Annotated in this window: 23 protein-coding genes; 12 read left to right on the top strand and 11 right to left on the bottom strand. The window is 65.2% G+C overall.

The window, feature by feature from the left end; genetic code table 11:
- Positions 1-73 precede the first annotated feature (73 nt).
- Complete coding sequence (locus QGV55_RS11335) at positions 74-1,450, top strand: dicarboxylate/amino acid:cation symporter (protein ID WP_281016703.1); 1,377 nt, start codon at positions 74-76, stop codon at positions 1,448-1,450.
- A gap of 7 nt (positions 1,451-1,457) precedes the next feature.
- Here QGV55_RS11335 and QGV55_RS11330 read toward each other — a convergent pair whose 3' ends face one another.
- A complete protein-coding gene (locus QGV55_RS11330) occupies positions 1,458-2,948 on the bottom strand; it encodes a SulP family inorganic anion transporter (RefSeq protein ID WP_348637614.1) in 1,491 nt (496 codons plus the stop codon).
- Between the two features lie 184 nt (positions 2,949-3,132).
- Positions 3,133-3,846: a DUF1194 domain-containing protein gene (locus QGV55_RS11325; RefSeq protein ID WP_281016704.1), complete on the bottom strand. Its 714-nt coding sequence runs from the start codon at positions 3,844-3,846 to the stop codon at positions 3,133-3,135.
- A gap of 9 nt (positions 3,847-3,855) precedes the next feature.
- Here QGV55_RS11325 and speB point away from each other — a divergent pair, with 9 nt between their 5' ends.
- Positions 3,856-4,821 (top strand): agmatinase, encoded by a 966-nt coding sequence (speB, locus tag QGV55_RS11320; protein ID WP_281016705.1) that lies wholly within the window; start codon positions 3,856-3,858, stop codon positions 4,819-4,821.
- Positions 4,818-5,171 (top strand): hypothetical protein, encoded by a 354-nt coding sequence (locus QGV55_RS11315; RefSeq protein ID WP_281016706.1) that lies wholly within the window; start codon positions 4,818-4,820, stop codon positions 5,169-5,171. The genes speB and QGV55_RS11315 overlap by 4 nt, the downstream gene beginning before the upstream one ends.
- A 5-nt stretch (positions 5,172-5,176) precedes the next feature.
- Here QGV55_RS11315 and QGV55_RS11310 read toward each other — a convergent pair whose 3' ends face one another.
- Complete coding sequence (locus tag QGV55_RS11310) at positions 5,177-5,656, bottom strand: DUF2244 domain-containing protein (RefSeq protein WP_281016707.1); 480 nt, start codon at positions 5,654-5,656, stop codon at positions 5,177-5,179.
- 97 nt (positions 5,657-5,753) lie between these two features.
- Between QGV55_RS11310 and ruvC the strand changes: the two genes are divergently transcribed.
- The 5 genes from ruvC (at position 5,754) to QGV55_RS11285 (ending at position 10,519) form a co-directional block, all read left to right on the top strand.
- Entirely contained in the window at positions 5,754-6,275 is a 522-nt protein-coding gene (ruvC, locus tag QGV55_RS11305; RefSeq protein WP_281016708.1) for a crossover junction endodeoxyribonuclease RuvC, read from the top strand.
- 20 nt (positions 6,276-6,295) lie between these two features.
- Positions 6,296-7,120 carry an aspartate dehydrogenase gene (locus QGV55_RS11300; RefSeq protein WP_281016709.1) on the top strand — a complete coding sequence of 275 codons (825 nt, stop codon included), beginning with the start codon at positions 6,296-6,298 and terminating at the stop codon, positions 7,118-7,120.
- Positions 7,121-7,205: 85 nt separating this feature from the next.
- The gene (locus QGV55_RS11295; protein ID WP_281016710.1) at positions 7,206-7,910 is read left to right on the top strand and encodes a histidine phosphatase family protein; all 705 of its coding nucleotides are present in this window, start codon (positions 7,206-7,208) and stop codon (positions 7,908-7,910) included.
- Between the two features lie 108 nt (positions 7,911-8,018).
- Positions 8,019-10,100: a molybdopterin-dependent oxidoreductase gene (locus QGV55_RS11290; protein WP_281016711.1), complete on the top strand. Its 2,082-nt coding sequence runs from the start codon at positions 8,019-8,021 to the stop codon at positions 10,098-10,100.
- Between the two features lie 8 nt (positions 10,101-10,108).
- Complete coding sequence (locus QGV55_RS11285; protein WP_281016712.1) at positions 10,109-10,519, top strand: DUF6524 family protein; 411 nt, start codon at positions 10,109-10,111, stop codon at positions 10,517-10,519.
- 68 nt (positions 10,520-10,587) lie between these two features.
- On the opposite strand, the gene QGV55_RS11280 is transcribed toward QGV55_RS11285, so the two are convergent.
- The 5 genes from QGV55_RS11280 to uvrA form a co-directional block, all read right to left on the bottom strand.
- Complete coding sequence (locus tag QGV55_RS11280) at positions 10,588-10,908, bottom strand: hypothetical protein (protein ID WP_281016713.1); 321 nt, start codon at positions 10,906-10,908, stop codon at positions 10,588-10,590.
- Positions 10,905-12,245 carry an acyclic terpene utilization AtuA family protein gene (locus QGV55_RS11275; RefSeq protein ID WP_281016714.1) on the bottom strand — a complete coding sequence of 447 codons (1,341 nt, stop codon included), beginning with the start codon at positions 12,243-12,245 and terminating at the stop codon, positions 10,905-10,907. The genes QGV55_RS11280 and QGV55_RS11275 overlap by 4 nt, the downstream gene beginning before the upstream one ends.
- A 1-nt stretch (position 12,246) precedes the next feature.
- Positions 12,247-13,812, bottom strand: coding sequence for a long-chain-fatty-acid--CoA ligase (locus tag QGV55_RS11270; RefSeq protein ID WP_281016715.1), 1,566 nt, complete (start codon positions 13,810-13,812; stop codon positions 12,247-12,249).
- Between the two features lie 95 nt (positions 13,813-13,907).
- Positions 13,908-14,309, bottom strand: coding sequence for a VOC family protein (locus QGV55_RS11265; protein ID WP_281016716.1), 402 nt, complete (start codon positions 14,307-14,309; stop codon positions 13,908-13,910).
- A 25-nt stretch (positions 14,310-14,334) separates the two neighbouring features.
- Entirely contained in the window at positions 14,335-17,247 is a 2,913-nt protein-coding gene (gene uvrA / locus QGV55_RS11260) for an excinuclease ABC subunit UvrA (RefSeq protein ID WP_281016717.1), read from the bottom strand.
- Between the two features lie 286 nt (positions 17,248-17,533).
- On the opposite strand from uvrA, the gene QGV55_RS11255 reads away from it, so the two are divergent.
- The 4 genes from QGV55_RS11255 to QGV55_RS11240 all read left to right on the top strand — a co-directional run bounded on the left by QGV55_RS11255 (position 17,534) and on the right by QGV55_RS11240 (position 22,493).
- Positions 17,534-18,046: a single-stranded DNA-binding protein gene (locus QGV55_RS11255; protein ID WP_281016718.1), complete on the top strand. Its 513-nt coding sequence runs from the start codon at positions 17,534-17,536 to the stop codon at positions 18,044-18,046.
- Between the two features lie 144 nt (positions 18,047-18,190).
- Positions 18,191-19,594 (top strand): 3-isopropylmalate dehydratase large subunit, encoded by a 1,404-nt coding sequence (leuC, locus tag QGV55_RS11250; protein WP_281016719.1) that lies wholly within the window; start codon positions 18,191-18,193, stop codon positions 19,592-19,594.
- Positions 19,595-19,773: 179 nt separating this feature from the next.
- A complete protein-coding gene (locus QGV55_RS11245; protein WP_281016720.1) occupies positions 19,774-20,751 on the top strand; it encodes an ABC transporter substrate-binding protein in 978 nt (325 codons plus the stop codon).
- A 68-nt stretch (positions 20,752-20,819) separates the two neighbouring features.
- On the top strand, positions 20,820-22,493 hold the full coding sequence (locus QGV55_RS11240; RefSeq protein ID WP_281016721.1) for an iron ABC transporter permease: 1,674 nt from the start codon (positions 20,820-20,822) through the stop codon (positions 22,491-22,493).
- A 23-nt stretch (positions 22,494-22,516) separates the two neighbouring features.
- Here the strand turns inward: QGV55_RS11240 and QGV55_RS11235 are convergent, their stop codons facing one another.
- From QGV55_RS11235 to QGV55_RS11225, 3 genes are all read right to left on the bottom strand, one after another.
- The gene (locus QGV55_RS11235) at positions 22,517-23,557 is read right to left on the bottom strand and encodes an ABC transporter ATP-binding protein (protein ID WP_281016722.1); all 1,041 of its coding nucleotides are present in this window, start codon (positions 23,555-23,557) and stop codon (positions 22,517-22,519) included.
- Between the two features lie 112 nt (positions 23,558-23,669).
- The gene (locus tag QGV55_RS11230; RefSeq protein ID WP_281016723.1) at positions 23,670-25,454 is read right to left on the bottom strand and encodes an NAD(P)/FAD-dependent oxidoreductase; all 1,785 of its coding nucleotides are present in this window, start codon (positions 25,452-25,454) and stop codon (positions 23,670-23,672) included.
- Positions 25,447-26,439: an MDR family oxidoreductase gene (locus QGV55_RS11225; RefSeq protein WP_281016724.1), complete on the bottom strand. Its 993-nt coding sequence runs from the start codon at positions 26,437-26,439 to the stop codon at positions 25,447-25,449. Before QGV55_RS11225 ends, QGV55_RS11230 begins: the two co-directional genes overlap by 8 nt.
- Position 26,440 lies beyond the last annotated feature (1 nt).

The raw sequence follows: 26,440 nt of genomic DNA, 5'->3' as shown, positions 1-26,440 counted from the left end.
AGCACTTGATCTGGATCATGGCGGCCTTGCGCGCGTCATGAAAGGAACACGCCTTGTACGCCGGAGGCGATTGATGACCAGCAAATCCGATCCTGTCCATAGCACCGATGCGCCCACCCGCTCCCTGCCGGGGCTGCGGCGGCATCTGTTTTCGCTGATCCGGGACCGGCTCTGGTTGCAGGTGCTCGTGGCGATGTTCCTGGGGGTGGGCTTCGGGACGCTGATCGGGCCGACGGCGGATCTGGTGTCGGCGGATGTCTCGACGCTGATCGGCAACTGGGTGGCGCTGCCCGGGCGGCTGTTCCTGCTGGCGATCCAGTTCGTCGTCGTGCCGCTGGTCGTGGCCTCCGTCATTCGTGGCATTTCGGCGGGCGGTGGCGGATCCAGTCTGGGCCGCATCGGCGGGCGGGCCGTCGGCTTCTTCATCCTGACCACCCTGTGTGCGGTGGCCATCGGCGTCGCCGTCGCGCTGCTGATCGAGCCGGGCAGCTTCGTCGATCGCAGCGCGGTGGGGGAGGCGCTGGCGACGGCGGGCAATGTCGCCACGACCGCAAGCCCGGCGCCGCCGAGCGTCGATCAGATACCCGACATGATCGTCGGGCTGTTCCCGACCGATCCGCTCAGCACCTTCGTCAGCGGCAACATGCTGCAGATCGTCATTGCCTCCGCGATCCTCGGCATCGCGCTGGTGATGACACCGCAGGAACAGCGCATGCCGCTGCTGGAACTGCTCGCCTCCGTCCAGGCGGTCTGCATGGTGATCGTCAGCTGGGTGCTGCGGTTCGCGCCGCTGGCCGTCTTCGGCCTGCTGGCCAACATCACGTCACGCATCGGCCTGTCGGCGCTGCTGGGCACGGGGATGTATGTGGTAACGGTGCTGCTGGGGCTGATCCTGCTGCTGTGCCTCTACCTGCTGGTGGTCTGGCTGCAGACAAGGCGTGGCCCGGTCGGCTTCCTGCGCGATGTCCGGGACGTCATGCTGCTGGCCTTCTCCACCTCCAGTTCCGCCGCCGTGATGCCGCTGACGCTGACCACGGTGGAGAACCGTCTGAAGGTGCGCAGCGAGGTTGCCCGCTTCGTCGTGCCGCTGGGCACCACGATCAACATGGCCGGCACGGCGCTCTATCAGGGGGTCGCGACGATCTTCCTGGCGCAGATCTTCGGCATTGACCTGGGGATCGGGGGCATTGTCCTCGTCGTCGTCATGGCGACCGGGGCGGCCATCGGTTCGCCGGGCACCCCGGGGGTGGGCATCGTCATCCTGGCCACCATCCTCTCCAGCGTCGGTATCCCCGCCGCCGGAGTGGCGATCATCCTTGGCGTCGACCGGTTGCTCGACATGTGCCGCACGGTGGTCAACGTCACGGGCGACATGGTGGCCTGCGTCGTGGTGGACCGGCAGACGGCAGATGCCACAATGGACTCCGCCGCCGAACCGGAGGTCGGCTGACCGCGCGTCAGTGCCCCATCAGGCGGTCCAGGGCGTCGGGCTTGTCGTGGATGCCCAGCCGGTCGACGATGGTCTCGCTGGCCCGGTTGAGGCCAATGAGGTCCGTTTCCGCCCCTTCACGCCGGAACTTCAGCACCGCCATGTCCAGCGCGGCAACGGCCGAGATGTCCCAGATGTGGGCGCGGCTGACGTCGATGGTGACGCTGTCCAGCGCCTCCTTGAAATCGAAGGACGCGCTGAAGTCATCGACTGAGGCGAAGAAGAGCTGTCCCTGCACCAGATAGGTCCGGTGGGTCTCGTCCTCCGAGAGGGTGGAGGTGACGCGGAAGATCTGCGCGATCTTCCAGGCGAAGAAGATGCCGGAGAGCAGCACGCCGATCAGCACGCCGATGGCCAGATTGTGGGTGAAGACCACGGTGATGACGGTGGCCAGCATGACGATGGAGGAGGATCCGGGATGCTCCCGCAGGTTCCTCAGCGAGGTCCAGCTGAAGGTGCCGATGGAGACCATGATCATGATGGCGACCAGCGCCGCCATGGGAATGATGCTGACCCAGTCGCCCAGCACCACCACCAGGATCAGCAGGAAGACACCGGCACAGAAGCAGGACAGGCGCCCCCGGCCACCGGATTTCACGTTGATGATCGACTGGCCGATCATGGCGCAGCCCGCCATGCCGCCGATGAAGCCGGTGGCGGTATTGGCCAGGCCCTGGCCGACGCATTCGCGGTTGCGGTCGCTGCTGGTGTCGGTCAGTTCGTCGACGATGGAGGCGGTCATCAGCGACTCCAGCAGGCCGACGGTCGCCACTGCCGCCGAATAGGGCAGGATGATCAGCAAGGTCTCCAGGGTCAGCGGAATGTCGGGCAGCAGGAAGACCGGCAGGGTGGACGGCAGTTCGCCGATGTCGCCGACCGTGCGCAGGTCCATGTCGAAGGTCAGCGTCACGGCGGTCAGGGCCACGATGCAGACAAGCGGGGAGGGGATGGCCCGCGTCAGGCGCGGCAGCAGGTAGATGATGGCCAGTCCCGAGGCGACCATGACATAGGTCATCCAGGGCACGCCGATCAGTTCCGGCAATTGCGCCATGAAGATCAGGATGGCGAGCGCATTGACGAAGCCGGTCATCACCGACTTCGAAACGAACCGCATGACGGTCCCGAGCCTGAGCATTCCTGCCGCGATCTGCATAAGCCCCGCCAGCACGGTGGCGGCCAGCAGGTACTGCAGCCCGTGGTCCTTCACCAGCGTGATCATCAGTACCGCCGTGGCCGCCGTGGCGGCGGAGATCATGCCGGGCCGCCCGCCTGCAATGGCCGTGATCACCGCGATGGAGAAGGAGGCGAACAGCCCGACCTTCGGATCGACACCGGCGATGATGGAGAAGGCAATGGCCTCCGGAATCAGGGCCAGCGCCACCACAAGTCCGGCAAGGACATCCCCGCGCAGGTTGCCAATCCATTCATTGCGCAGGCGCGATATCAGGTCGGTTTTCAAGAGGGGCGTCTCCAGCAGGCATGGCCCGCAAGAGCGGGTCGCGTCAGGCGAAATCGTTCTGGCCGTGGGGCAGGGGTCGGGGTTGCCATCCGGCGGGCAGCAGATGAATTCTTCATGCTGCACTGCAACATGTGCCCTTGATAGGCGTTCAGGTCCGGTTCGGCAAGGCCCGAAGCGGCAGACGTCAGCGTTGCATCGACACCATGGCGCCGCCCCTGATCTCCCGCATCAGCTTGATGCGGAAGGCGTCGGGAAAGGTCTCGAAGCTGTAGGTGGGGACCGAAAAGGCCCCGTACCCGGATATGACGATGTCGCGGTAATAGCGCGCGAGGCCGCTGTCATTGTCGGTGACCGGCAGGCCGTTGATGACCACGTCACGTCGCGCGATCTCCGGTCTCAGGCTGCGGATCAGGGGCGGCTTGGAGTTCCGGCCATCCCCTGAGACATCGATCACCCGACGCTCCGTCGGCCAGGGCAGCCGGTCGAACATCAGCAGGGAATAGCTCAGTGCCGCGCCGATGGCGGTGCCGCCGCGCAGGAACTTCTGCCGTGGCGAATCCAGCAGATGCGCGGAGACCTGCTGTGCCGCCGCTGGGCCGTCGATACGGGTCCAGGGCAGGAGGACATGCTGTTCCCCCACGCTGGCCCAGGTCACGACACTGATGGCGATGGCCTTGTTCCGGCCACCGTCGATCACCGACAGCACCGACGGATGGCTGATGGCATGGGCGATGCCGCCGATCTGCAGCAGATATTCCTGCCCATCGACACTGGCGGAGGCATCGACGGCCAGCACGATCGCCACATCGACCGTACCGGCCGACTGCGCCTTCACCGCTTGCGGCATGAGGCCGAGGCACGCGAGGATGGCGCAGATCGACAGCAAATGGCGGAGCATGGCACGACGATGAGCAGCAACAGTTACGATGGCGGCAGGCTCGACCTGCCCTTTGTCGGCCTCTGCACCTTCGGCAAGCAGCCCGTCTGCACGGACTGGTCCGCCATCGACGCCGATGTGGCCGTGCTGGGGGCACCGTTCGACATGGGCACGCAGTATCGGGCGGGCGCACGCTTCGGTCCGCGCGCGATCCGGGAGGCTTCGACCCTGTTCTCCTTCGGTCATGGCGGTGCCTATGATCATGAGGATGACGTGACCTATCTGCCGGTGGACCAGGTACGGATCGTCGATGTGGGCGATGCGGACATCATCCACACCGACACAATGGCAAGCCATGCCAACATAGAAAAGGGGGTCAGGGCGATCCTGGCCGCCGGGGCGATGCCGGTGACGCTGGGTGGGGACCATTCGGTGCATATCCCCTGCATCCGCGCCTTCGATGACCAGCCGCCGGTCCATATCATTCATATTGATGCCCATCTGGATTTCGTCGATGAGCGCCATGGCGTGCGCTATGGCCATGGCAATCCGCTGCGCCGGGCGTCCGAGATGGCGCATGTCACGGGGTTCAGCCAGTTGGGCATCCGCAATGTCTCCTCCTCCAATCGCGACGACTATGCAGCCGCCCGCGCTGCCGGGTCCGACATCCTCTCGGTGCGCCAGTTCCGGGCGCTGGGACCGGCGGGTGTGCTGGCGCGCGTGCCGGAAGGGGTGCGGTACTATCTGACCATCGACATCGATGGCTTCGACCCCTCCATCGCCCCGGGCACCGGCACGCCGAGCCACGGCGGGTTCCTGTACTACGAGATCCTGGAGTTCCTGCAGGGACTGACGGCGCGGGGGCAGGTGGTCGGCATCGATCTGGTGGAGGTCGCGCCCGACTATGACCGCGACGGCACCACGGCTTTCCTGGCGGCACAGGTGTTGATGAACCTGCTCGGCTTCATCTTCCATGCGCAGGGGCGCAGCGCATGATTCACGAGGACAGCAAGGCGCTGTACGCGGCGGCCTGCGCCGCGACCACAGCCATCGAACGGTTCTTTCAGGTCAGCCCGGAAGACTTCACCAACTGGCTCGCGTTCGGCGAACAGATTGCCGCGAACGGTGTTCTCGAACGAGTGGCGGCGAATGACTTCCCCATGTCCAAGGGGGAACGGATGCTCTGCCTGACCATGGTCGCCAAGGCCGACTTCGGCCACGTCGCGGCACAGGCGGAGCCGGATGTCTGGGGCCGGGGCGGCTTCTGGTCCATGGACCGGATCAATGGTTTGCTGGCGCTGCGTATCATCGCCGATGGCGTCTGGCCGCTGACGGGCCAGGACTGAAGGTTTCAGGCCGGGCGACGGGTGCGCCAGTTCCGGATGGCCACGGTCAGCTCGTCGGCCAGTTCCACCCGCTCCTCCGCCGAGAGAAACCCGCCAATGGCCAGATGGTTCCCGTGACTGGCGACGCTGAGCACATTGTCGCCGCTGTGGTGGGGGGTCAGGTCGAAGCGCGCCCAGTAGGCCGGGAAGCGCCAGATCTGCTGTCGTCCGTTGGCATGGTGCCGTGAAACGACCAGATCACTGCCCTGAATGTACAGCCGCTCCTCCGTCCGCGCTGCGCGGTAGTTCTGGCGGAACGCGAACCAGATCAGGGCCACGTCCAGGCCGAAGAAGCCGAAGACCGGCCATGCACCCTTCAGCATGAACAGCAGGCCTGTGATGAAGCTCACGCCCGCGATCAGGCTCATGACGATCAGGAATCCGCGCGGCCCCAGCGATCGGTAGGGACTCAGTCGGAAATCGAATTCGGGGGCGGCTTGCTGCATTGCGACAGGGTACCATCCGGCGCAGGGAACGAAAGTGAAACCTGCAGCGGACTGTGGCACTCTGGTCTGCCTGATTCGCATACGCTGGAGGTGCCACGTGCAGACGACGCGACTGATCGGCCTTGATCCTGGCCTCCGCGCCACTGGTTGGGGCATCGTGGACCAGCGCGGCAACCGCCTGAGCTGGGTAGCTGACGGTGCCGTGACCTCCAACGCGAAGGATGACCTGGCCACCCGCCTGCGCCAGCTGCATGACGGCATCCAGCAGGTGATCGCCGACTGGCAGCCCGACATCGCGTCGGTGGAGGAGACCTTCGTCAACAAGAACCCGGTCTCCACACTGAAGCTGGGACAGGCGCGCGGGGTGTCGTTGCTGGTGGCGGCGCTGAACGGCCTGCCGGTGACGGAATATGCGCCGAATGCGATCAAGAAGGCGGTGGTTGGCACCGGTCATGCGGCGAAGGAACAGATTCACCTGATGGTGAAGACCCTGTTGCCCGGTGCGGTGATTGCCAACGAACATGCCGCCGACGCCCTGGCCGCCGCGATCTGTCTGGCCCACCATCAGGGCGGGCGACGGGATGCCCTGCTGCGGCAGGCCGGTGCCGTGGTCCGCTGAGCGCAGGGGGAGAGCCGAATATGCCGAACATACCGACCAAGCCGCTGAAGGTTGCCGTGGCCGGGCTGGGGGCCGTGGGCCTGCCGCTCGCACGCTGGCTGGATGCCGGACAGGACCGCCTGACGCTCCATGCCGTCAGCGCGCGGGACCAGGAAGGCGCCGCGCGCAAGATGGCCGGTTTCAGGACGCCGCCGCCGATCCGCGACCTGGATGCGCTTTGCGATGGCGCGGATGTGGTGGTGGAGGGGCTACCGCCGGAACTGTTTCGCCCGCTGGCGGAGCGGGTGCTGGGGCAGGGGCTGATCCTGGTGCCGCTGACCGTGACGCAGCTTATCCTGCACATGGACCTGGTTGACCTGGCCGAGCGCACCGGCGCGCGGATCATCGTCCCGACCGGGGCAATCCTGGGTCTGGATGCGGTACGTGCGGCGGCGAAGGGGGAGGTGAGTTCCGTCACCATGATGACCCGCAAGCCGCCCGTGGGCCTGATCAATACCCCGCATGTGCGGGAGCAGGGAATCGACCTGACCGATCTGCGGGAGCCACTGAAACTCTATGAGGGCGCGGTGCGGGATGCGGCGCAGAAGTTCCCGGCCAACGTCAATGTCTCGGTGGCGCTGGCGCTGGCGGGGATCGGGCTGGACCGAACACGCTACGAGATCTGGGCCGATCCCGGTGTCAGCCGCAACACGCATGTGATCGAGGTGGAGGCGGACAGTACGCGGTTTCGGATGGAGATCGCGGGTGTCCCCTCGGAAGGCAACCCGGCAACCGGGCGCCTGACGCCGCTGTCGGCCATCGCGGCGCTGGAGGGACTGGTCAGCACGCTGAAGATCGGATCCTGAGCGGCCCGCCGGGCTGGAGCTGTCATTTCATTGGCGTCTGGCGGTGCTATGAAGGCATGCACCAATCAAGGGGAGAGCGAGAAACATGGACAATCCGGCCGGGAACCGCCGTCGCGTCTATCTGATGCGTCATGGTGATGTGCGCTATTACAACGACAGGGGGGAACGCGTCGCGGACCCGGATCTGGTGCCGCTGACGGAGCGGGGACAGGACCAGGCCCGGATGATGGGTGAACTGCTGGCGGATACCCATTTCGACCTAGCCTATTGCACAGGTCTGCTGCGGACGCGACAGACGGCGGAGGGGGCGCTGGGCGGGCGTTCGGATCCGAGCCTGCAGGTCGCCCCGGACCTGCGGGAGATCAAGTCGGGCGCCACCGATCTGATGACCCGGTCGGAGGCCATTGACGAGTTCGTCTATTCGATGGAGCACGCCGCGAAACCCGGTGCGCGTTTCGCGCGTGGCGAGGCCTATGCCGATTTCTACGCCCGCGTGACAAAGGGAATCGAGGAAGTGCTGCTGCAGGATGGCTGGAAGACCATGCTGATCGTCGCGCATGGCGGCACGAACCGGGCCATCCTGTCATGGCTGACCGGGGGCGGGCTGGCGACCATGTATGCCTATGAACAGGATACGGCGGCGCTGAACATCTTCGACGTCGATGTGGTCGATCACGCGATCCGCCGACGCTACCTGCGTCTGCTGAACTATCGCCCGGACGACGTGCTGAAGGCGGAGGACTGGCGCACCACGCTGGAGCGCACGTTTGCCCAGCGGAAGCCGGACTGATCCGGAGCGGAAAGGAGCCGCCGCACGGCGGCTTCTATCCCGTCCGGTTCGTGACTATGCTTGCGTCATGTTGAAGAGAAGCCGCTCCACGGGGAAGGAAACCGCCCGATGAATGCTCCGGTGAAACTGGCCTATTCGGCCTGTCCGCATGACTGTCCCTCCACCTGTGCGCTGGAGGTCGAGGTTCTGACGCCGGAGCGTATCGGCCGGGTTCGTGGCGCGAAGGACAACAGCTATACCGATGGCGTCATCTGCGCCAAGGTCGCGCGCTATGCGGAGCGGGTGCACCATCCCGACCGGCTGATGCACCCCTTGATCCGTACCGGCCCCAAGGGATCGGGACAGTTCCGCCAGGCGACGTGGGACGAGGCCATGACGATGGTCGTCGAGGGGCTGCAGGCGGCGGAGCGGGACTTCGGCGCCGAGTCGGTCTGGCCATATTTCTATGCGGGAACCATGGGGCTGGTGATGCGGGACGGCATCAACCGTCTGCGCCACGCCAAGCGCTACAGCCGCATGCACGCCACCTTCTGCACCACCATGGCGTTCGCGGGCTATATCACCGGCACGGGGAAACTGGCCGGCGCGGACCCCCGCGAGATGGCGAAGTCCGACTGCGTGGTGATCTGGGGCACCAACCCGGTGAACACCCAGGTCAACGTCATGACCCACGCCATGAAGGCGCGGAAGGAGCGGGGTGCGAAGATCGTCGCCATCGACATCTACCGCAACGGGACCATCGAACAGGCCGACATGGGGCTGGTGCTGCGCCCGGGCAGCGATGGCGCGCTGGCCTGCGCGGTGATGCATGTCCTGTTCAGGGATGGCCATGCCGATCGCGACTACATGGCGAAGTACACCGATGATCCGGCAGGGCTGGAGGCGCATCTGCAGGACAGGACGCCGGAATGGGCCGCCGGTATCACGGGTCTGACCGTGGAGGAGATCGAGGCATTTGCCGCGCTGGTCGGCACCACACCGAAGACATTCTTCCGCCTCGGCTATGGTTTCACGCGCGGGCGCAACGGCGCGGTGAACATGCATGCGGCACTCTGCATCCCGGCGGTGACAGGGGCCTGGCAGCATGAGGGCGGCGGCGCGTTTCACAACAATGGCGCGATCTATCACTGGAACCGGGAACTGATCGAGGGGCTGGACGTGGTCGGGCGCAGCACCCGCATTCTCGACCAGTCGCGTATCGGCCCGATCCTGATGGGCGACAAGCGCGACCTGGGGGACGGTCCGCCGGTGAAGGCGCTGTTCATCCAGAACACCAATCCGATGATGGTGGCCCCGGAACTGGCCAAGGTGCACGCGGGATTCGCGCGCGAAGACCTTTTCACGGTGGTGCATGAGCAGTTCATGACCGACACGGCGAAGATGGCCGATGTCGTGTTGCCCGCCACCATGTTCCTGGAGCATACGGACCTCTATCAGGGCGGTGGGCACCAGCACATCCTGCTGGGCCCGAAGGCCATCGATGTGCCGGGAGAGTGCCGGTCGAACCATGACGTGATCTGCGATCTGGCGAAGCGGCTGGGGGCCGAGCATCGCGGCTTCGACATGTCGGTGGAGGAGATCATCGACTGGACGCTGCAGGCCTCCGGCTGGCCTGACTTCGAGACCCTGAAGAACAGCCGCTGGATCGATGTGCAGCCGGAGTTCCGGGAGGCCCATTACCTCGACGGTTTCGGCCATGCGGATGGCAAGTTCCACTTCTCGGCCAACTGGTCCGGCAATGCGCCGCAGGGCTTTGGCCCGAATGGTGCCCCGGACAGCATGCCGACCTTCCCGGACTACTGGGGACGGGAAGACAAGGCGACGGATGCCTATCCGTTCCGCATGGGCACCAGCCCGGCGCGCAGCTTCCTCAATTCCTCCTTCACCGAGACCCCGGGCTCGAAGAAGCGCGAGGTCCGTCCGACAGTGAAGCTCAACCCGAAGGACGCGGAGAAACTGGGTGTGGTGGCCGGTGATCTGGTGCGCCTGAGCAATGCCAACGGTGCCACGCGGGTACATGCAGAACCCTTCGAGGGTGTGCAGCAGGGGATCGTCATCGTCGAGTCCGTCTGGCCCAACGATGCCTTCGTCGACGGCATCGGCATCAACGTCCTGACCAGCGCCGATCCCGGTGCGCCTGTGGGCGGCGGCCTGTTCCATGATACCGCCGTCAATATCGAGAAGGCGTAGGCGCGGCCATGCATTTCGATTTCGGAGATTTCATCAAGCGCTGGGTGATCGCGCTGGTTCTGGTCTTCGCGACCTACAATCCGACTCCCTGGTCCTATGTGACCTGGGTTCTGCGCGATCTGACCGCAGAGCTGCCCTACAAGGCACTGGCCGGGGTGGTGCTGTTCATCGCCTATGTCATCTTCCTGCGCGCTACCTGGCGCTCCATCGGCGGGTTCGGCATCATGCTGGTGGTGGCGCTGTTCGGGGCCCTGTTCTGGGTGCTTGCCGACCTGCGGCTGCTGGACACGGGGAACCGGGATCTGGTGACCTGGCTGATCCTGACGGTCGCGGCCACGGTCCTGGGTATCGGCGTCAGCTGGAGCCATGTGCGCCGCCGTATCTCCGGCCAGGCGGATGTGGACGACGTCGAGGCCTGAGCCGGGGAGCCCATCGTGCAGCGCCGGTGCTGAAAGGCTGCGTACCCGTATCAGATACGGGTGCGGCGTCAGTCGATCTCCACCGGCATGTCCAGCAGGATGAAGGACCAGCTCTTGCCGTGCCCGTCGAGATTCAGGGAGCCATTCACTCCGCCATCAAGGGCGCTGGTGAGGATGAAGTTCAGGCCGTGCAGATGAGGCATTTCATGACGTGTGACGGTGCCATCGACCTGTGAGCCGAAGTGCTGTTTCAAGGCTTCGGCGGTGATCTGCTGTCGCACGGTCTCGAAGTCTGCTGGGTCGTTGACCCAGAGCGAGATGTTGGAGGTGTCGCCCTTGTCGCCGGCACGGGCGTGGGCGATCTCCCGCAGTTGGACTGTCCGGCTCATGTCCGCAGCACCTCCACCCGTGTCGGCACGTCGGCTCTGGGCAGGAAGGCGTCGTGGGTGACGATCGACGGCGTGATGCGCCCCCTGAAACCGCCGCCACCGGCAGGACCGGCGCAAAGCAGTGACTCCACCTCCCACAAGACCGCCTCCGCCCGTTCGCGGTCGCGGAAGCGGCCCGCCACCCGCAGCCGCACATCGGTGTCCGCGCGCTCTGAGCCATAGTCCGCGTGAGCGTGCAGGGACCGCACGCCGATCAGGTCGCAGCGCAGATCCTCGGTCACCCCATGCACCCGGCGCAGGCGGGTTTCGGTGATCTCCGCCGCCAGCCGCGCCCGGTCGACCGCGCCGCGCCCGGCGTAGGAAATCTCGCCCTCCGCCAGCAGGCCGCCATCGAAGGCGACAGTGACCTTCAGCGTCTCCGGACGTGCGGTGCCGGAGGCGTCGCGCAGGCCCACCCGGTCTGCGCCCTGATCGATGACCTGCACGGCACTGAAATCCGCGGTGACATCGGGGGTGAGGTAGCGGGCGGGATCATGCACCTCGTAAAGCAACTGCTCCTTCACCGTGGCCATGGTGACCATGCCGCCTGCCTGCGGCAGCTTGGTGATGGTGACTGTGCCGTCTGCCGTGACCTCGGCGATGGGATAGCCGACGAAGGCCAGGTCGGGGACGTCCTTGTGGCCCGGGTCGGCGAAATAGCCGCCGGTGATCTGGGCCCCGCACTCCATCAGATGCCCGGTCAGTATGCCTGCCCCCAGCAGCGGCCAGTCGTCCGCCGACCAGCCGAAGCGGTGGCGCAGCAGCGCCAGGAACATCGACGGATCCGCCAGCCGCCCGCCGATGACCAGGCTGGCATCGGTTTCCAGTGCAGGCAGGATCGCGTCGGCACCGATGTAGGCATTGGCTCCGATCAGGGTCCGGTCAATATCCCCGACCGTACAGCCGGAGTGGGGCAGGGGTGTATCCGGGGTGATGCGATCAGTCACGTCGTCACCCAGCACCACGGCCACGATCTGCCCGTCCAGCCCCGCGTTCCGGGCAACACCCTGCGCCGCACGTCCGGCAGCCACCGGGTTTGCAGCACCCATGTTGGTGACGATGCGGCAGCCGCTGGCGGCGGTCAGCGGCCAGACCGCCCGCAACCGGGTTTCCAGCAGACTGTTGTAGCCCTTCGCCGGATCGGCGCGGCGGTCGCGATGACCGAACGCCAGCGTGCGTTCCCCCACGCATTCGAAGACCAGCGCATCGAGTGCACCGTCGCGCGCGAGATCGACCGCCGGGTCGAGCCGGTCCGCGGAGAACCCGGCACCACCGCCAATCCTGAACGTGGAGGTCACATCAGTTGACCTGCTTGGTCTTGCCTTCCCAGTAAGGCTTGCGCAGGTCCGTCTTCAGGATCTTGCCGGCACCGGAAAGCGGCATCGGTTCGGTGCGGAAGGAGACGGAGCGCGGGCACTTGTAGTTGGCGATCAGGGCGTGGCAGTGGGCGATGATCCCGGCCTCATCCACCGTTTCACCCTCCTGCAGGCGGACGATGGCATGAACCCGCTCGCCCCACTTGTCGTCAGGCACGCCGATGACAGCGCATTCGACCACGGACGGGTGCTGATAGATCGCGTTCTCCACCTCGGCCGAATAGACATTCTCGCCGCCGGAGATGATCATGTCCTTCACCCGGTCGACGACGAAGACGAACCCGTCCTCGTCCATCGTGCCGCCGTCGCCGGTATGGATCCAGCCGTCGCGGATGGTCTGCGCGGTCAGGTCCGGCTTGTTCCAGTAACCCTGCATGACGTTCGGGCCCTTGGCGCAGATCTCGCCGACCTCGCCGCGCGGCACCTCGTTGCCATCCGCGTCCAGAATGATCAGTTCGACACCGATGGTGGCGCGACCGACCGACTTGGCAAGATGAGCATCCGGGCCGTCAAAGTCGTGATAGCGCGGCTTCAGCAGGGTCAGCAGGGGGGAGCATTCCGTCTGGCCATAGGCATGGTAGAACCCGACATTGGGCATCAGTTCCATCGCCTTGCGCACCACCGCCTCCGGCATCGGGGACGCGCCGTAGAGAATGCCCCGCAGCTTGGAGATGTCCCGTTTCGTCACGTCGGGGTGGTTGACGACCATGTTCATCATGGTGGGCACGAACAGGGTGTTGGTGACCCGATACTTCTCCAGTGCCTCCAGCGCTGCCGCCGGTTCGAACTTCGGGATGAAGCAGTGACCGGCGCCCAGCACCGTCGCGCCGAAGGTCGCGGTGCCGTCCGCCAGATGGAACATCGGACCGGCATGCAGGTACATCATGTCGGCGCTGAATTCCATGTCGTGAATCACGTGCATGGCGTTGGAGACCAGGTTGCGGTGGCTCAGCATGACACCCTTCGACACGCCGGTGGTGCCGCCGGTATAGAACAGGCCTGCCAGATCCTCGCCACTGCGGCCGGCGTCTTCCGCCGGTTCATTCTCCTGAATCAGGGTCTCGTAGTGCAGCAGACCCTCGGGCGCGGCACCGTCACCCACATAGATGATGTGCTGCACGCTAGGCATCTTGCCCTGCAGCTTCGGCAGATAGGGCAGGAAGTCGTCGTCGATGAACAGGATCTGGCTGCCGGAATCGCTGATCCAGTACTCCACCTCCGGCGGCGCCAGTCGCGTGTTGATCGGCACGAAGACACCGCCCGACCACGGCACCGCGAAGAAGTATTCGAGATAACGGTCGGAGTTGTTGGCCAGGATCGCCACCCGGTCCCCCGGCGTGACCCCCAGGCCCTGCAGCCCGGCGGCCAGGCGGCTGATGCGGTTCTGGAATCCGGTCCAGTCCTGCGACCGCTCCCCGAAGGTTGTCGCGACCGCGTTGCGTGTAATCTGGGCGTTGCGTCGAATGAACTGCGTCAGAGCCATCTGCATCGGACCATATCCTCCCCGTCTGAATTCGCGGGAAGTCTAAGGTCAAAACACGTGGCCGCAACCCACGGCTTTCGCTGGTCAAGCGTGCCTGGATGTCAAACCGGCTGGAAGAAGGTGATCAGGTTGCCTTCGTGGTCCAGGACGGCAAATTCCAATGCCCCGTAGTCGGCACGTTTCAATGGCCCGTTGGGATGAACGATATCGTGCTCCCGGCAGGCGGCGTGGAGCGTTTCGATCTCCGTCACTTCGATACGGCAGCTTGCGGTGCCGGCGAGAAAGGACTCCGCACCGGAGATGATCGGATCGATGTTCGTGCGTTCCTTCCAGCGCCGGTCATCGGCCAGCCAGAGTTGCAGCAAGACGCTGTTGCGGGACAGCAGCGCAAAGCCCGGGCCCTTTGCCACCGGCGCAAAGCCGAGCTTTTTCTCATAGAAGGACACGGCTCGGTCGATGTCCTGAACCGGGAACGCAGGGGTTGCCGACACGAACTCGGACATACCCGAACCCCGCCGCCCCGCTGCCTCAGGCCGCCGATTTGCGCCTGCGCGTCGTCGATCCCTTGGCTTTCGGCTTCGCGGGTTTCTTCGGCGTACCCGACTTCGACCCGCGCCGGGCCAGTATGTCGGCCAGGTAGCGCCCGGTGTAGCTCTCCTTGACGGTTGCCACTTCCTCCGGCGTGCCGACACCGACGACATAGCCGCCGCCGTCACCGCCTTCGGGGCCGATGTCAACGACCCAGTCGGCGGTCTTGATGACCTCCAGATTATGCTCGATCACGATCACCGAATTACCGGAATCGACCAGGGCGTGCAGCACTTCCAGCAGCTTGCGCACATCCTCGAAATGCAGGCCAGTGGTCGGCTCGTCGAGGATGTAGAGCGTGCGGCCGGTGGCGCGCTTGGCCAGTTCCTTGGCCAGCTTCACCCGCTGTGCCTCGCCGCCCGACAGGGTGGTCGCAGGCTGCCCGACCTTGATGTAGCCGAGGCCGACCTGCATCAGGGTGTCCATCTTTTCCCGCACGGACGGCACGGCGGTGAAGAATTCCTGTGCTTCCTCCACCGTCATGTCGAGCACGTCGGAGATCGACTTGTTCTTGAACTTGATCTCCAGCGTTTCACGGTTGTAGCGCTTGCCCTTGCAGACGTCGCACTGGACGTAGACGTCCGGCAGGAAATGCATCTCGATCTTGATCAGGCCGTCGCCCTGGCAGGCCTCGCAGCGCCCGCCCTTGACGTTGAAGGAGAAACGGCCGGCCTTGTAGCCGCGCGCCTTGGCCTCCGGCAGGCCGGTGTACCAGTCCCGGATTGGTCCGAAGGCCCCGGTGTACGTCGCCGGGTTGGACCGTGGCGTGCGCCCGATGGGGGACTGGTCGATGTCGATGATCTTGTCCAGCCACTCCAGCCCGTCGATCCGCTCATGCGGGGCAGGGCCGGCCTTGGCATTGTGCAGCCGCCGCGCCACGGCCTTGTAGAGTGTCTCGATGGTCAGCGTCGACTTGCCCGATCCGGAAACTCCGGTGATGCAGGTGAAGGTGCCGAGCGGCAGGGTCACATTGACGTTGCGCAGGTTGTTGCCGCTGGCGCCGACGATGCGGATGAACCGGTCGCGATAGCCCTCCCGCCGTTTCGCCGGGACCGGCACCTGCTTCATGCCGGAGAGATACTGGCCGGTGATGCTCTTCGGGGCCTGCATCACCTTCTCCGGCGTGCCTTCCGCGATCAGTTCCCCGCCATGCATGCCTGCCAGCGGGCCGATGTCGATGACATGGTCGGCGGCCATGATGGCCTCCTCGTCATGCTCCACCACGATCACGGTATTGCCCAGGTCGCGCAGGTTCTTCAGCGTTTCCAGCAGGCGCGCGTTGTCGCGCTGGTGCAGCCCGATCGACGGTTCGTCGAGCACATAGAGCACGCCGGTCAGGCCCGACCCGATCTGGGAGGCGAGGCGGATGCGCTGGCTCTCGCCGCCCGACAGGGTGCCGGAGTTGCGCGAGAGGGTCAGATACTCCAGCCCGACATTGACCAGAAAGCCCAGACGCTCGTTGATTTCCTTCAGGATGCGACCGGCGATTTCCTGCTGCTTCGGCGTCAGCTTGCTGTTCAGGGCGTTGAACCAGTTGGCGGCTTCCAGGATGGAGAACCTGGCCGCGTGGCCGGCGTGAATGCCGTCGATCTTCACCGCCAGAGCTTCCGGTTTCAGGCGATGCCCCTCGCAGACCGAACAATGGGTAACCGCCTGGAAATGCTCGATCTCCTCCCGCATCCGCGCGGAATCGGTTTCCTTCCAGCGCCGTTCCAGGTTCCGCACCACACCTTCGAAGCTCTTGTTGGTGCTGTAGCTCCGCATGCCGTCGTCGTAGGTGAATTCGATGGTTTCATCGCCGGAACCGAACAGCAGCACGTCCTGCACGTTCTTCGGCAGTTCCTCCCAGGGCGTGCTCGACGACTGGCGGTAGTGGCGCAGGATGCTGTCCAGGGTCTGCAGGTAATAGGGACTGGTTGTCCTGGACCAGGGGGCAATCGCGCCGCCACGCACCGTCAGGGTCGTGTCGGGCACCACCAGGTCGGGATCGACATACATCTCCGTCCCCAGCCCGTCACAGGCCGGGCAGGCTCCGAAGGGATTGTTGAAGGAGAACAGGCGCGGTTCGATCTCGTCGATGGTGAAACCGGAAACCGGGCAGGCGAACTTGGCGGAGAAGATCGTCCGCTCGCCATCATCCGCATTTTCCGTCACCGCGATGCCGTCGGTCAGCGCCAGCGCCGTCTCCAGCGAATCGGCCAGGCGGGTGGCGATGTCGTCGCGCACCACGACGCGGTCCACCACCACGTCGATGTCATGTTTCAGCTTCTTGTCCAGCGTCGGCATGTCGTCGAGTTCGTACAGCTCGCCGTCCACCTTCACGCGCTGGAAGCCCTGTTTGCGCAGGTCACGGAACTCCTTGCGGTACTCGCCCTTGCGCCCGCGCACGATGGGGGCCAGCAGGTACAGCCGCGTCCCCTCCGGCATCGCCATGATGCGGTCAACCATCTGGCTGATGGTCTGGCTCTCGATGGGCAGGCCGGTGGCGGGGGAGTAGGGGATGCCGACCCGCGCCCACAGCAGGCGCATGTAGTCGTAGATCTCCGTCACCGTGCCGACGGTCGAGCGGGGGTTCTTCGACGTGGTCTTCTGCTCGATGGAGATCGCGGGGCTCAACCCCTCGATGCTGTCCATGTCGGGCTTCTGCATCAGTTCCAGGAACTGCCGCGCATAGGCGGACAGGCTCTCGACATAGCGCCGCTGCCCCTCCGCATAGATCGTGTCGAACGCCAGTGACGACTTGCCGGACCCGGACAGGCCGGTGATCACGACCAGCTGGTCGCGGGGGATATCGACGTCGATACCCTTCAGATTATGTTCCCGCGCCCCACGGACGCTGATCATCTTCTGCATCTACAAACCACCATTCCGGGGGAAGCGCCTGGCAGGGGCTGGGTCGCCCGTGCATTTCCTGAAACAGGAACATAGGGTGCACGCACCCCCAAGGCGAGTCCCCTGACGTCGCAGCCAGACTCTTCTGGCGACTCCCGAACCGCAGCGGCTATAAGGGCATGAATGGTTCGTGGCCTGTTCCATCCCTCTCCCCCTCCCGGCCACCCACGCAAGTATCCTGAAATGGGTGGGCGGGAGGGGGAGAGGGATGGAACAGGCAGACACAATATTTCGACGGAGCGGGGACATGGCAGGCAGCGTCAACAAGGTCATTCTGGTCGGCAATCTGGGGGCGGACCCGGAGGTGCGGCGGATGCCGGACGGCAATCCGGTGGTGAACCTGCGCATCGCGACCTCGGAGACCTGGCGCGACCGCAACAGCGGCGAACGCCGGGAGCGTACCGAGTGGCACCGCGTCGTGATCTTCAACGAGAACCTGGCCAAGGTCGCCGAGCAGTACCTGCGCAAGGGTGCCAAGGTGTTCATCGAAGGCCAGATCCAGACCCGCAAGTGGACCGACCAGCAGGGCCAGGACAAGTACAGCACCGAGATCGTGCTCAACCGCTTCCGCGGCGACCTGCAGATGCTCGACAGCCGCGGTGAAGGTGGCGGCGGTGGCGGCAGCTATGGCGGCGGTTCCGGTGGGGGCGGCGGCTACGGTGGTGGTTCCGGCGGCGGCGGCTCACGCGGCGGCAATGACCGTGGCGGCGACGATTTCGGTGGCGGCGGCAGCGACCTGGACGACGAGATCCCGTTCTGATCAGGCGGTCCGGGTGGCCATTGCGCCTCCCCGATTGACGACATTCGCAGTTGGGCATAGGGATAGCGCCCGGTCGGGCGGGTGATCCCGGCCAGGGGTCGTGCGCGCTGACGCGCGGCCCGTGCTGGGTGGAGGAGATTTGACGTGAGCCAGGCAAAGACGCTGTTCGACAAGATCTGGGATGCGCATGTCGTGGAGACGCGCGATGACGGGTCGGCGATCCTGTATATCGACCGGCACCTGGTGCATGAGGTCACCAGCCCGCAGGCGTTCGAGGGGCTGCGCAACACCGGGCGCAAGGTACGTCGGCCGGATGCGACCCTGGCCGTGGCCGACCACAACGTGCCCACCACCGATCGCTCCGCCGGTATCGCCGACGAGGAAAGCCGCATCCAGGTCGAGACGCTGGAGAAGAACTGCGCCGAATTCGGCGTGCCCTACTTCGGCATGGACGACATCCGCCAGGGCATCGTCCACATCATCGGGCCGGAGCAGGGCTTCACCCTGCCGGGCATGACCATTGTCTGTGGTGACAGCCACACCGCGACCCATGGCGCCTTCGGTGCGCTGGCCTTCGGCATCGGCACGTCGGAAGTGGAGCATGTGCTTGCCACCCAGTGCCTGCTGCAGCAGAAGTCGAAGAACATGCTGGTGAAGATCGAGGGCGATCTGAACCCAGGCGTCACCGCCAAGGATCTGGTGCTGGCCGTGATCGGCGTCGTCGGCACGGCGGGCGGCACGGGCTATGTCATCGAATATGCCGGTTCGGCCATCCGCGACCTGTCGATGGAAGGCCGCATGACCGTCTGCAACATGTCGATCGAGGCAGGCGCGCGCGCCGGTCTGATCGCCGCCGACGAGAAGACGTTCGACTACGTGAAGGGCAGGGCCATGGCGCCGAAGGCCGGTGGTTTCGAGCAGGCGGTGGAATACTGGAAGACCATGGTCTCCGACGAGGGCGCGCACTACGACAAGGTCATCGAACTGACCGCCGCCGACATCACGCCGCATGTCACCTGGGGCACCAGCCCCCAGGACGTGGCCCCGATCACCGCGCGGGTTCCCGACCCGGCGGATATCGAGGATGAGATCAAGCGCGACTCGCTGGTCCGGGCGCTGGCCTACATGGGCCTGCAGCCGGGTGTTAAGCTGACCGATGTGACCATCGACAAGGTCTTCATCGGATCCTGCACCAATGGCCGGATCGAGGATCTGCGCGCCGCCGCCGCCGTGGCGAAGGGGCGCAAGGTTGCCGCCAACGTGCATGCCATGATCGTTCCCGGCTCCGGCCTGGTGAAGGAGCAGGCGGAGCAGGAAGGGCTGGACAAGATCTTTGTCGAGGCCGGCTTCGACTGGCGGGAGCCGGGCTGCTCCATGTGCCTGGCGATGAACGCCGACCGGCTGGAACCGGGCGAGCGCTGCGCCTCCACCTCCAACCGCAACTTCGAGGGCCGTCAGGGGCGTGGCGGGCGCACCCATCTGGTCAGCCCCGGCATGGCAGCCGCAGCCGCGATCGCCGGCAAGCTGGCGGATGTGCGCGACCTCTGAGACTGTTTCATTCCTCGCCGATGACCTGGCAGGTTTGCCTGCGGGGGGCAGAACTGTGCAGGGCTGCCCCGACTGTCTGCTGTCCGACGTCTGTCACAATCCGCCCCTAGGTTCGGCCCTCGCCAGGATGCGGTATTGGCCGCATTGGTGAATTTCACATCTTCCAGGGGGATGAATCCATGAGACGTTTCGTGCTGGCGACAATGCTCGCCGTCGGACTGGGTGCAGGTGTGGCGGAGGCCGCTTCCGGCAAGCTGGTTGTCTATACATCGCAGCCCAACAAGGATGCCCAGCAGACCATGGACGTGTTCATGGCCGCCAACCCGGGCGTGGAAGTCGAGTGGGTCCGTGACGGCACCACCAAGATGATGGCGAAGCTGCGCGCGGAGTTCGCCGCCGGTGCGCCGCAGCCCGACATCCTGCTGATTGCCGACATGGTGACCATGGAAGGGCTGAAGCGGGAAGGCCGCCTGATGGCCCATTCCGGCGCGGATGTGGCCGCCTATGATCCGGCGCTGATGGACAAGGATCGTTTCTACTTCTCCACCAAGCTGATCACGACCGGCATCATGTACAACACCAGTGCACCGATGGTGCCTGAGTCGTACAAGGATCTGCTGAAACCGGAAGCGAAGGACCGCATTGCCATGCCGTCGCCGCTGACCTCCGGTGCTGCGACGATCCACATGGCCGCGCTGACCGCCAATCCCGACCTGGGCTGGGGCTATTACCAGGGACTGGCTGACCAGGGCGCCAACCCGAAGGGCGGCAACGGCGGCACATACAAGGCCATCGCCGGTGGCGAGAAGCTGTATGGTTTCGTCGTGGACTTCCTGCCGATCCGCAACAGGCTGCAGGGTGCGCCGGTCGCGTTCGTCTTCCCTAAGGAAGGTGTCTCTGCGGTGACCGAGCCGGTCGCGATCCTGTCCACGGCGAAGAATCCCGAAGCAGCAAAGGCCTTCGTCGATTTCCTGCTTTCACCGGCAGGCCAGCAGATGGCCGCGGACCAGGGCTACCTGGCGGCCCATCCCGCGATTGCACCGCCCGAGGGCTTCCCGGCCCGTGACCAGATCAGGCTGATGGACTTCGATCCTTCCGACGCGCTTGAGAATGCTGATCGCTATCGCCTGAAGTTCGAGGATATCTTCGGCGGGTGAGCCTTGACCTGAGACCGAGAGTTCCCGGCGTGTCACGTCCGGGCCAACAGAACCGGAGCGGCGAGGGGATGACCCTCGCCGCTCTTCTGCTGTTGGGGGGGCTGATCTGCGGCACACCACTGTTGATGATCCTGCTGGAAGGGGTGGCTCCGACAGGCAGGCTCTCACTGGTGCCGCTGCTGGAAACGCTGCAAGGGCGGTCGGTGCAGCGGGCACTTTGGCATTCGTTCGAAACGAGCTTGCTGTCCGCCCTTCTCGCCCTTGTCTACGGGACCGTCCTGGCCTGCCTGGTGGGCCTGACCGATGCGCGGGCTCGGGGCTTCTTCATCTTCCTGGTCCTCTTGCCGATGATGATACCGCCCCATGTTACCGCCATCGCCTGGATCCAGGCACTTGGCCCCGGCAGTGCATTGCTGCTCTGGCTCGGCATCGCCCCCGAGATCGGAACGACGCACCCCCTGTATTCCCGTGAGGGTATCGTGGCCCTGCTGGCAATACAGCACGGGCCACTCGTGCTTCTTGTCATGCTTGCCGCCCTGCGCAGCTTGCCGGGTGAACTGTCGGATGCATCTCGGGTCTTTGGTGCCAACGTCTGGCTGATGCTGCGTCGTATCGTGCTGCCGCTGCTGCTGCCGAACATGATTGCGGCCTTCGCGCTGGCCTTCGTCTCCGCGCTGGGAAACTTCGGCATCCAGGCGCTGCTGGGCATTCCTGCCCGATACACCACGCTGCCAGTGCTGATCTGGCGGCGAATGTCGAGTTTCGGTCCCGAGATGCTGACCAATGTTTCGATGATTTCCATGATTGTCGGTCTGATGGCGATCACGGCAGTCGGGTTGCAGGCGCATCTGCAGCGGCGCGGCCATGCCCAGCTTATCGGCCTGCCGCAGAGAAGCCTCGGTTTCAGGCTGGGGCGCTGGCGGTTGCTGGTCGAACTTGTCCTGCTGGTGCTGGTCTGCGGCGTCCTGGTGCTGCCCATGCTGTCGTTGCTGGCAACGGCATTGACACCGACCTATGGCGTCCGGCTCACGCTGTCGACCCTGACCGGTGCCAACTTCGAAGAGATATTGCTCACCCAGTCCGTCACCCTGCGCGCCTTCATGAATTCGACCCTGATCGCAGGACTGGCGGCCGTGATGCTGGCGGCCTACTCAGTCGGAATCGGGTTTTTCCTGATCCGAAGACGCGGGGTGGCGCGGCGCGCGGCAACGTCCATTAGCGGTCTGGCCGATGTCAGCTACGCCCTGCCGGGCCTGGTGATCTCGATTGCCTGCATCCTGGCCTTCATCCGTCCCCTGCCGCTGATCGAGATGTCGATCTACAACACCCTGCTGATCATCCTGGTGGCCTATCTTGCCGCCTTCCTCTCGGTCGCGCTGAAACCGGTCGCCGCCGCCTACCTGCAGATCGACCCGAGCCTGGATGATGCGGCCCGGGTGGCCGGTGCCAGGTTCGGACGGCGGCTGTTCCGCATTTTCCTGCCGCTGGTGGCTCCGGCGGCAGCTTCAGGTGCGATCCTGGTCTTCCTCACGGCCTACAACGAGGTCACGGTGTCTGCCCTGCTCTGGTCGACGGGCAACGAAACGATCGGCACGACGATCTTCAACTACGAGGACGGCGGCTACACCACGCTGGCAGCAGCCATGTCGGTTGTCACGGTTCTTGCCACGATCATGCTGATGCTGGTGCTGGATATCGCAGGCCGACGTGCGCCGCCGGGCGTCGTGCCCTGGCGCGACTGACACGGATGGCGAAACGGCAAATGCTAGGCCTGCTCAGGAAGGACCCAGGCTTTTCGAATGCTGACCGGCAGGGTATCGCCCAGCCGGGCGGGACTGTCGAGGTTCAGGACCAGTGAATGTGAGGTGCCTGAAACGACAGCCTGACATTCCCAGTGACCACCCCGGTAGGTCACGCTCTCGACCCGGACCGGGCTTCCGGCCTCACCATCAATGCTCAGCCACTCGGGCCGCAGCAGGACCTGTTCGGCGGTAGTGCTGCTTTCTGCTCCCTTGCCGGTGACGGGCAGGGACCAGGGACCGAACCGGAGATCGTCGTCACTGCTCCGGATTGCTGCGACGATGGCCCCGGTCCCGACGAATCCTGCAACGAAGGCGTTGCGGGGCCGGGCATAGAGTTCGTCCGGGGTTGCCACCTGTTCGAACCGGCCCCTGTTCATCACCGCGATCCGATCAGCCAGCGCCATGGCTTCCCGCTGGTCGTGGGTGATGTAGAGCGTGGTGGCCCCTGTCGTCCGATGAAAGTCCCGCAGTTCATGCTCCATGGTGCCGCGCAGATGCGGGTCCAGGTTGGCCAGGGGCTCGTCCATCAGGACGACCCCGGCCTGGCTGGCGAGGCAGCGCGCCAGGGCAACCCGCTGGCGCTGCCCACCCGACAGATCGGCAGGGAGACGCTCGGCGAAGGGAACCAGCGCCACGGTCTCCAGGTGGGTTCGGGCCTGCCGTTCGGCGTCGGCTCGCCGCGCCCCCCTGGCTTCGAGTGGAAAGGCAACGTTGCGGAGTACGTCCATGTGCGGCCAGAGCGCATAGGACTGGAATACGACGCCGACGCCCCGTGCTTCCGGTGCCAGATGCAGATCCGGTCCTGCGACCTGCTTTCCCGACAGGCCCACTGTCCCGGAATCAAGCTCTTCCAGCCCGGCGATGAGACGAAGGAGCGTGGACTTTCCGCAGCCCGACGGGCCAAGCACGACAAAGAACTCCCCTTCCGCGACACCGGCGGAAAGGTGATCGACGGCGGCCTCGGTACCGAACCGCTTCGTCACATCCATCAGCTCTATCGACACGTGTCAGTTTCTCCGGGTCCAGGGTCCGCGGAGGCTGCGAACGTCAACAGGAATCAACCATTGAATGTGCACGACTTCGATTGCATGCGCATGACGTATTGCGGGCCGGCGGCTAGCACATTTCCGGGCTCAGCAACCCCTCCTCGCAGGCCTTGATCTGCAGGGCGAGATAGCGTGAGAAGATGCGGCACTGGGCCAGGCTGCCGGCGGTGAACCAGAGGCCGGGCTGAGGCGTGCGGCACCACATGTTGCGCAACTCGCCCCCGTCGTTGAAACCCCAGACCGGGCCGATGCGATCCGCGATTCGGTCGTTCAGCCAGGTGCGCACGGTCTCCTGCTGGTTCAGGTAACCGGTGGCGAGCACGATCAGGTCGGCGGCGTGTGTCGTGCCGTCGTCCAGCACTGCGCCGGCCTCATTGAAACACTCGATGTTCTCGTCATGCAGCAGGCCGATATCGCCGCTGACGATCAGGTCCGAACAGCCGACATTGAAGTAATAGCCGCCGCCGCGCTGCATGTACTTCATCTGGAACCCGGTCTCGCCCTCCCCGAAGTCCAGCTTGAAGCCACGCGCCTCCAGCCCTGCCAGAAGCTCGGCATCGACCCGTTTCATCTCGGCGGTGGAGAGCTGGTACGACCGGCGCAGCACGGGGAAGGGGAAGGATGCCGCGAGCAGGTCACAGTCGTCCAGCGGCGGTCCCTCGTCATACAGCGCATAGACCTTCTGCGCCTCCGCCAGGCTGACGATGTAGCTCGGGTTGCGCTGGACCATGGTCACGTCCGCGCCGCTGGCCTGCAGGTCCTGGGCGACGTCATGGGCGCTGTTGCCGGTGCCGATGACCAGCGCCCGCTTGCCCTTCCAGCCCTTGCCATCGGTATAGCTGCCGGAATGCATGACCGTGCCCTGGAAGCTGTCCAGTCCGGGCAGGTCGGGGATGACGGGGATGGCGCTGACACCGGTGGCGAAGATGACGTGACGCGGGCGCACCACGCGCTTCGTCCCGTCCCCGCTCTCCAGGTTCAGGGTCCAGGTGCCGGTTGCCGCATCATGGTCGCCACCGACAAGGGCCGTATCCGTCCAGCAATTGAGCTCCATCGCCTCGACATAGAACTCGAACCAGTTCGCCAGCATGTCCTTCGGGATATAGACCGGCCAGGTTGGCGGAAACGGCATGTAGGGCAGATGGTTGACGTAGACTTCGTTGTGCAGGGTCAGGGAATGGTAACGGCTGCGCCAGTTGTCACCGACCCGCTGGTTCTTCTCGACCAGCAGGGTATCGACGCCCAGGGCGTTCAGCCTTGCGGCAATGGCCAGTCCGGCCTGTCCGGCCCCGACCACGACAACAGCGGGTTCGCGGTCCGCATAGGCGCGGGCACGGTCGCGATGATCCTGCCAGTTGGCACCACCGAACTCCCGCGCAAAGGCATCGCCACCCGCCCGTGCCGCACTGAGCCGTTCGGGATGTTCCTTCAGCCCGTGCAGGGCGGTCATCAGGGTCCAGGCGCGCAGGTCGCCGGAGCCATCAGGGTCAGGCACCAGCCGAACCACCCCCTGTCCCTGACCGACGGCGGTGCGGAAGTCGAAGAGCACCTCCAGCGATTCCTGACCGGCACGTTTCACCCTGCGGGGCGGTGTCCGGTCCTTCGCAAGGCTGAAATTCGACGGTCTCACCGCGTCTAGACGGCGTGCCAGCTCTTCGCGAATGGCCGCCGTGCCGCTGAACGTGCGGATGTGCCAGGTGAAGGCAAGGATGTCGCGCCAGTGCCCCTCTTCGAGAAACAGGCTTGCCGCCGCGCCCGCGTCCTGCCGCGACAGCGCGTCGCCAAAGGCTTCGAGCCAGGCAACGGCTGCCGCCGCGTCGGACTTGGCGGATGCGGCGGCAGCGCTGTCAGGCATTGACGTCGACAATGACGCGGCCACGTACCTGACCCGCCAGGATCTGCGGCGCAAGCTCCAGCACCTTCGCCAGCGGAACCTCTTCGGCCATGCTGTCCAGCTTGTCCTTCGGCAGGTCCGTGCCCATGCGGGTCCAGGCCTCCTGTCGCGCGGCCATCGGGGCGAAGACGCTGTCCACACCGGCAAGGGTCACACCGCGCAGGATGAAGGGCAGCACCGTGGTCGGCAGGTCCGGACCGCCAGCCAGGCCGCAGGCCGCGACGGCTCCGCCGTAGTTGGTCTGGGCCAGGGCATTGGCGAGGGTGGTGGACCCGACCGTGTCCACGACACCGGCCCAGCGCGGCTTCTGGAACGGCTTCCCGGCTTCGGACAGCGTGTTGCGGTCGATCATCTCCGACGCGCCCAGCCCCCGCAGGTAGTCATGTGTTTCCGCACGACCGGTGGAGGCAACAACCGTGTAGCCGAGCTTGGCCAGGATCGCGACGGCGACAGACCCGACACCACCGGCGGCACCGGTCACCAGGATCGCGCCGTCCTTCGGCGTGACGTCGTTCTTCTCCAGCGCCAGCACGCAGAGCATGGCGGTATAGCCCGCGGTGCCGATGGCCATTGCCTGCTTCATGTCGATGCCATCCGGCAGCTTCACCAGCATGTCGGCGCGCACCCGGGCCTTCTGCGCATAGCCACCGGAATGCGACTGGGACAGGCCATAGCCATTCAGGACGACCTTGTCGCCGGGCTTGAAGTCAGCGCTCTCGGACGAGGCGACGGTACCCGCGAAGTCGATGCCGCAGACCATGGGAAAGCTCTCGCAGACCTTGCCCTTGCCGGTGACCGCCAGCCCGTCCTTGTAGTTCAGCGTCGAGTAGGCAACATCGACGACGACGTCACCGGCCGAAAGGTCGTCCAGCGTGATGTCGCGGATTTCGCTGCTGTACCCTGCGTCCGTCTTGTTGGCGACCAGCGCCTTGAACGTACCGCTCATG

This window comes from Minwuia sp. IMCC3009 (assembly GCF_029909415.1).
GTDB lineage: Bacteria > Pseudomonadota > Alphaproteobacteria > Minwuiales > Minwuiaceae > Minwuia.
This window is presented reverse-complemented; position numbering and strand designations above follow the sequence as displayed.

Coding starts and splice junctions, on each gene's coding strand:
- QGV55_RS11325 (WP_281016704.1), bottom strand. CDS start 3,846: ATGCTCCGCCATTTGCTGTCGATCTGCGCCATCCTCGCGTGCCTCGGC.
- QGV55_RS11225 (WP_281016724.1), bottom strand. CDS start 26,439: ATGAGCGGTACGTTCAAGGCGCTGGTCGCCAACAAGACGGACGCAGGG.
- QGV55_RS11335 (WP_281016703.1), top strand. CDS start 74: ATGACCAGCAAATCCGATCCTGTCCATAGCACCGATGCGCCCACCCGC.
- QGV55_RS11245 (WP_281016720.1), top strand. CDS start 19,774: ATGAGACGTTTCGTGCTGGCGACAATGCTCGCCGTCGGACTGGGTGCA.
- QGV55_RS11280 (WP_281016713.1), bottom strand. CDS start 10,908: ATGAGCCGGACAGTCCAACTGCGGGAGATCGCCCACGCCCGTGCCGGC.
- QGV55_RS11270 (WP_281016715.1), bottom strand. CDS start 13,812: ATGCAGATGGCTCTGACGCAGTTCATTCGACGCAACGCCCAGATTACA.
- QGV55_RS11240 (WP_281016721.1), top strand. CDS start 20,820: ATGACCCTCGCCGCTCTTCTGCTGTTGGGGGGGCTGATCTGCGGCACA.
- QGV55_RS11285 (WP_281016712.1), top strand. CDS start 10,109: ATGCATTTCGATTTCGGAGATTTCATCAAGCGCTGGGTGATCGCGCTG.
- QGV55_RS11300 (WP_281016709.1), top strand. CDS start 6,296: ATGCCGAACATACCGACCAAGCCGCTGAAGGTTGCCGTGGCCGGGCTG.
- QGV55_RS11315 (WP_281016706.1), top strand. CDS start 4,818: ATGATTCACGAGGACAGCAAGGCGCTGTACGCGGCGGCCTGCGCCGCG.
- speB (WP_281016705.1), top strand. CDS start 3,856: ATGAGCAGCAACAGTTACGATGGCGGCAGGCTCGACCTGCCCTTTGTC.
- QGV55_RS11310 (WP_281016707.1), bottom strand. CDS start 5,656: ATGCAGCAAGCCGCCCCCGAATTCGATTTCCGACTGAGTCCCTACCGA.
- uvrA (WP_281016717.1), bottom strand. CDS start 17,247: ATGCAGAAGATGATCAGCGTCCGTGGGGCGCGGGAACATAATCTGAAG.
- QGV55_RS11290 (WP_281016711.1), top strand. CDS start 8,019: ATGAATGCTCCGGTGAAACTGGCCTATTCGGCCTGTCCGCATGACTGT.
- QGV55_RS11255 (WP_281016718.1), top strand. CDS start 17,534: ATGGCAGGCAGCGTCAACAAGGTCATTCTGGTCGGCAATCTGGGGGCG.
- QGV55_RS11295 (WP_281016710.1), top strand. CDS start 7,206: ATGGACAATCCGGCCGGGAACCGCCGTCGCGTCTATCTGATGCGTCAT.
- QGV55_RS11230 (WP_281016723.1), bottom strand. CDS start 25,454: ATGCCTGACAGCGCTGCCGCCGCATCCGCCAAGTCCGACGCGGCGGCA.
- QGV55_RS11265 (WP_281016716.1), bottom strand. CDS start 14,309: ATGTCCGAGTTCGTGTCGGCAACCCCTGCGTTCCCGGTTCAGGACATC.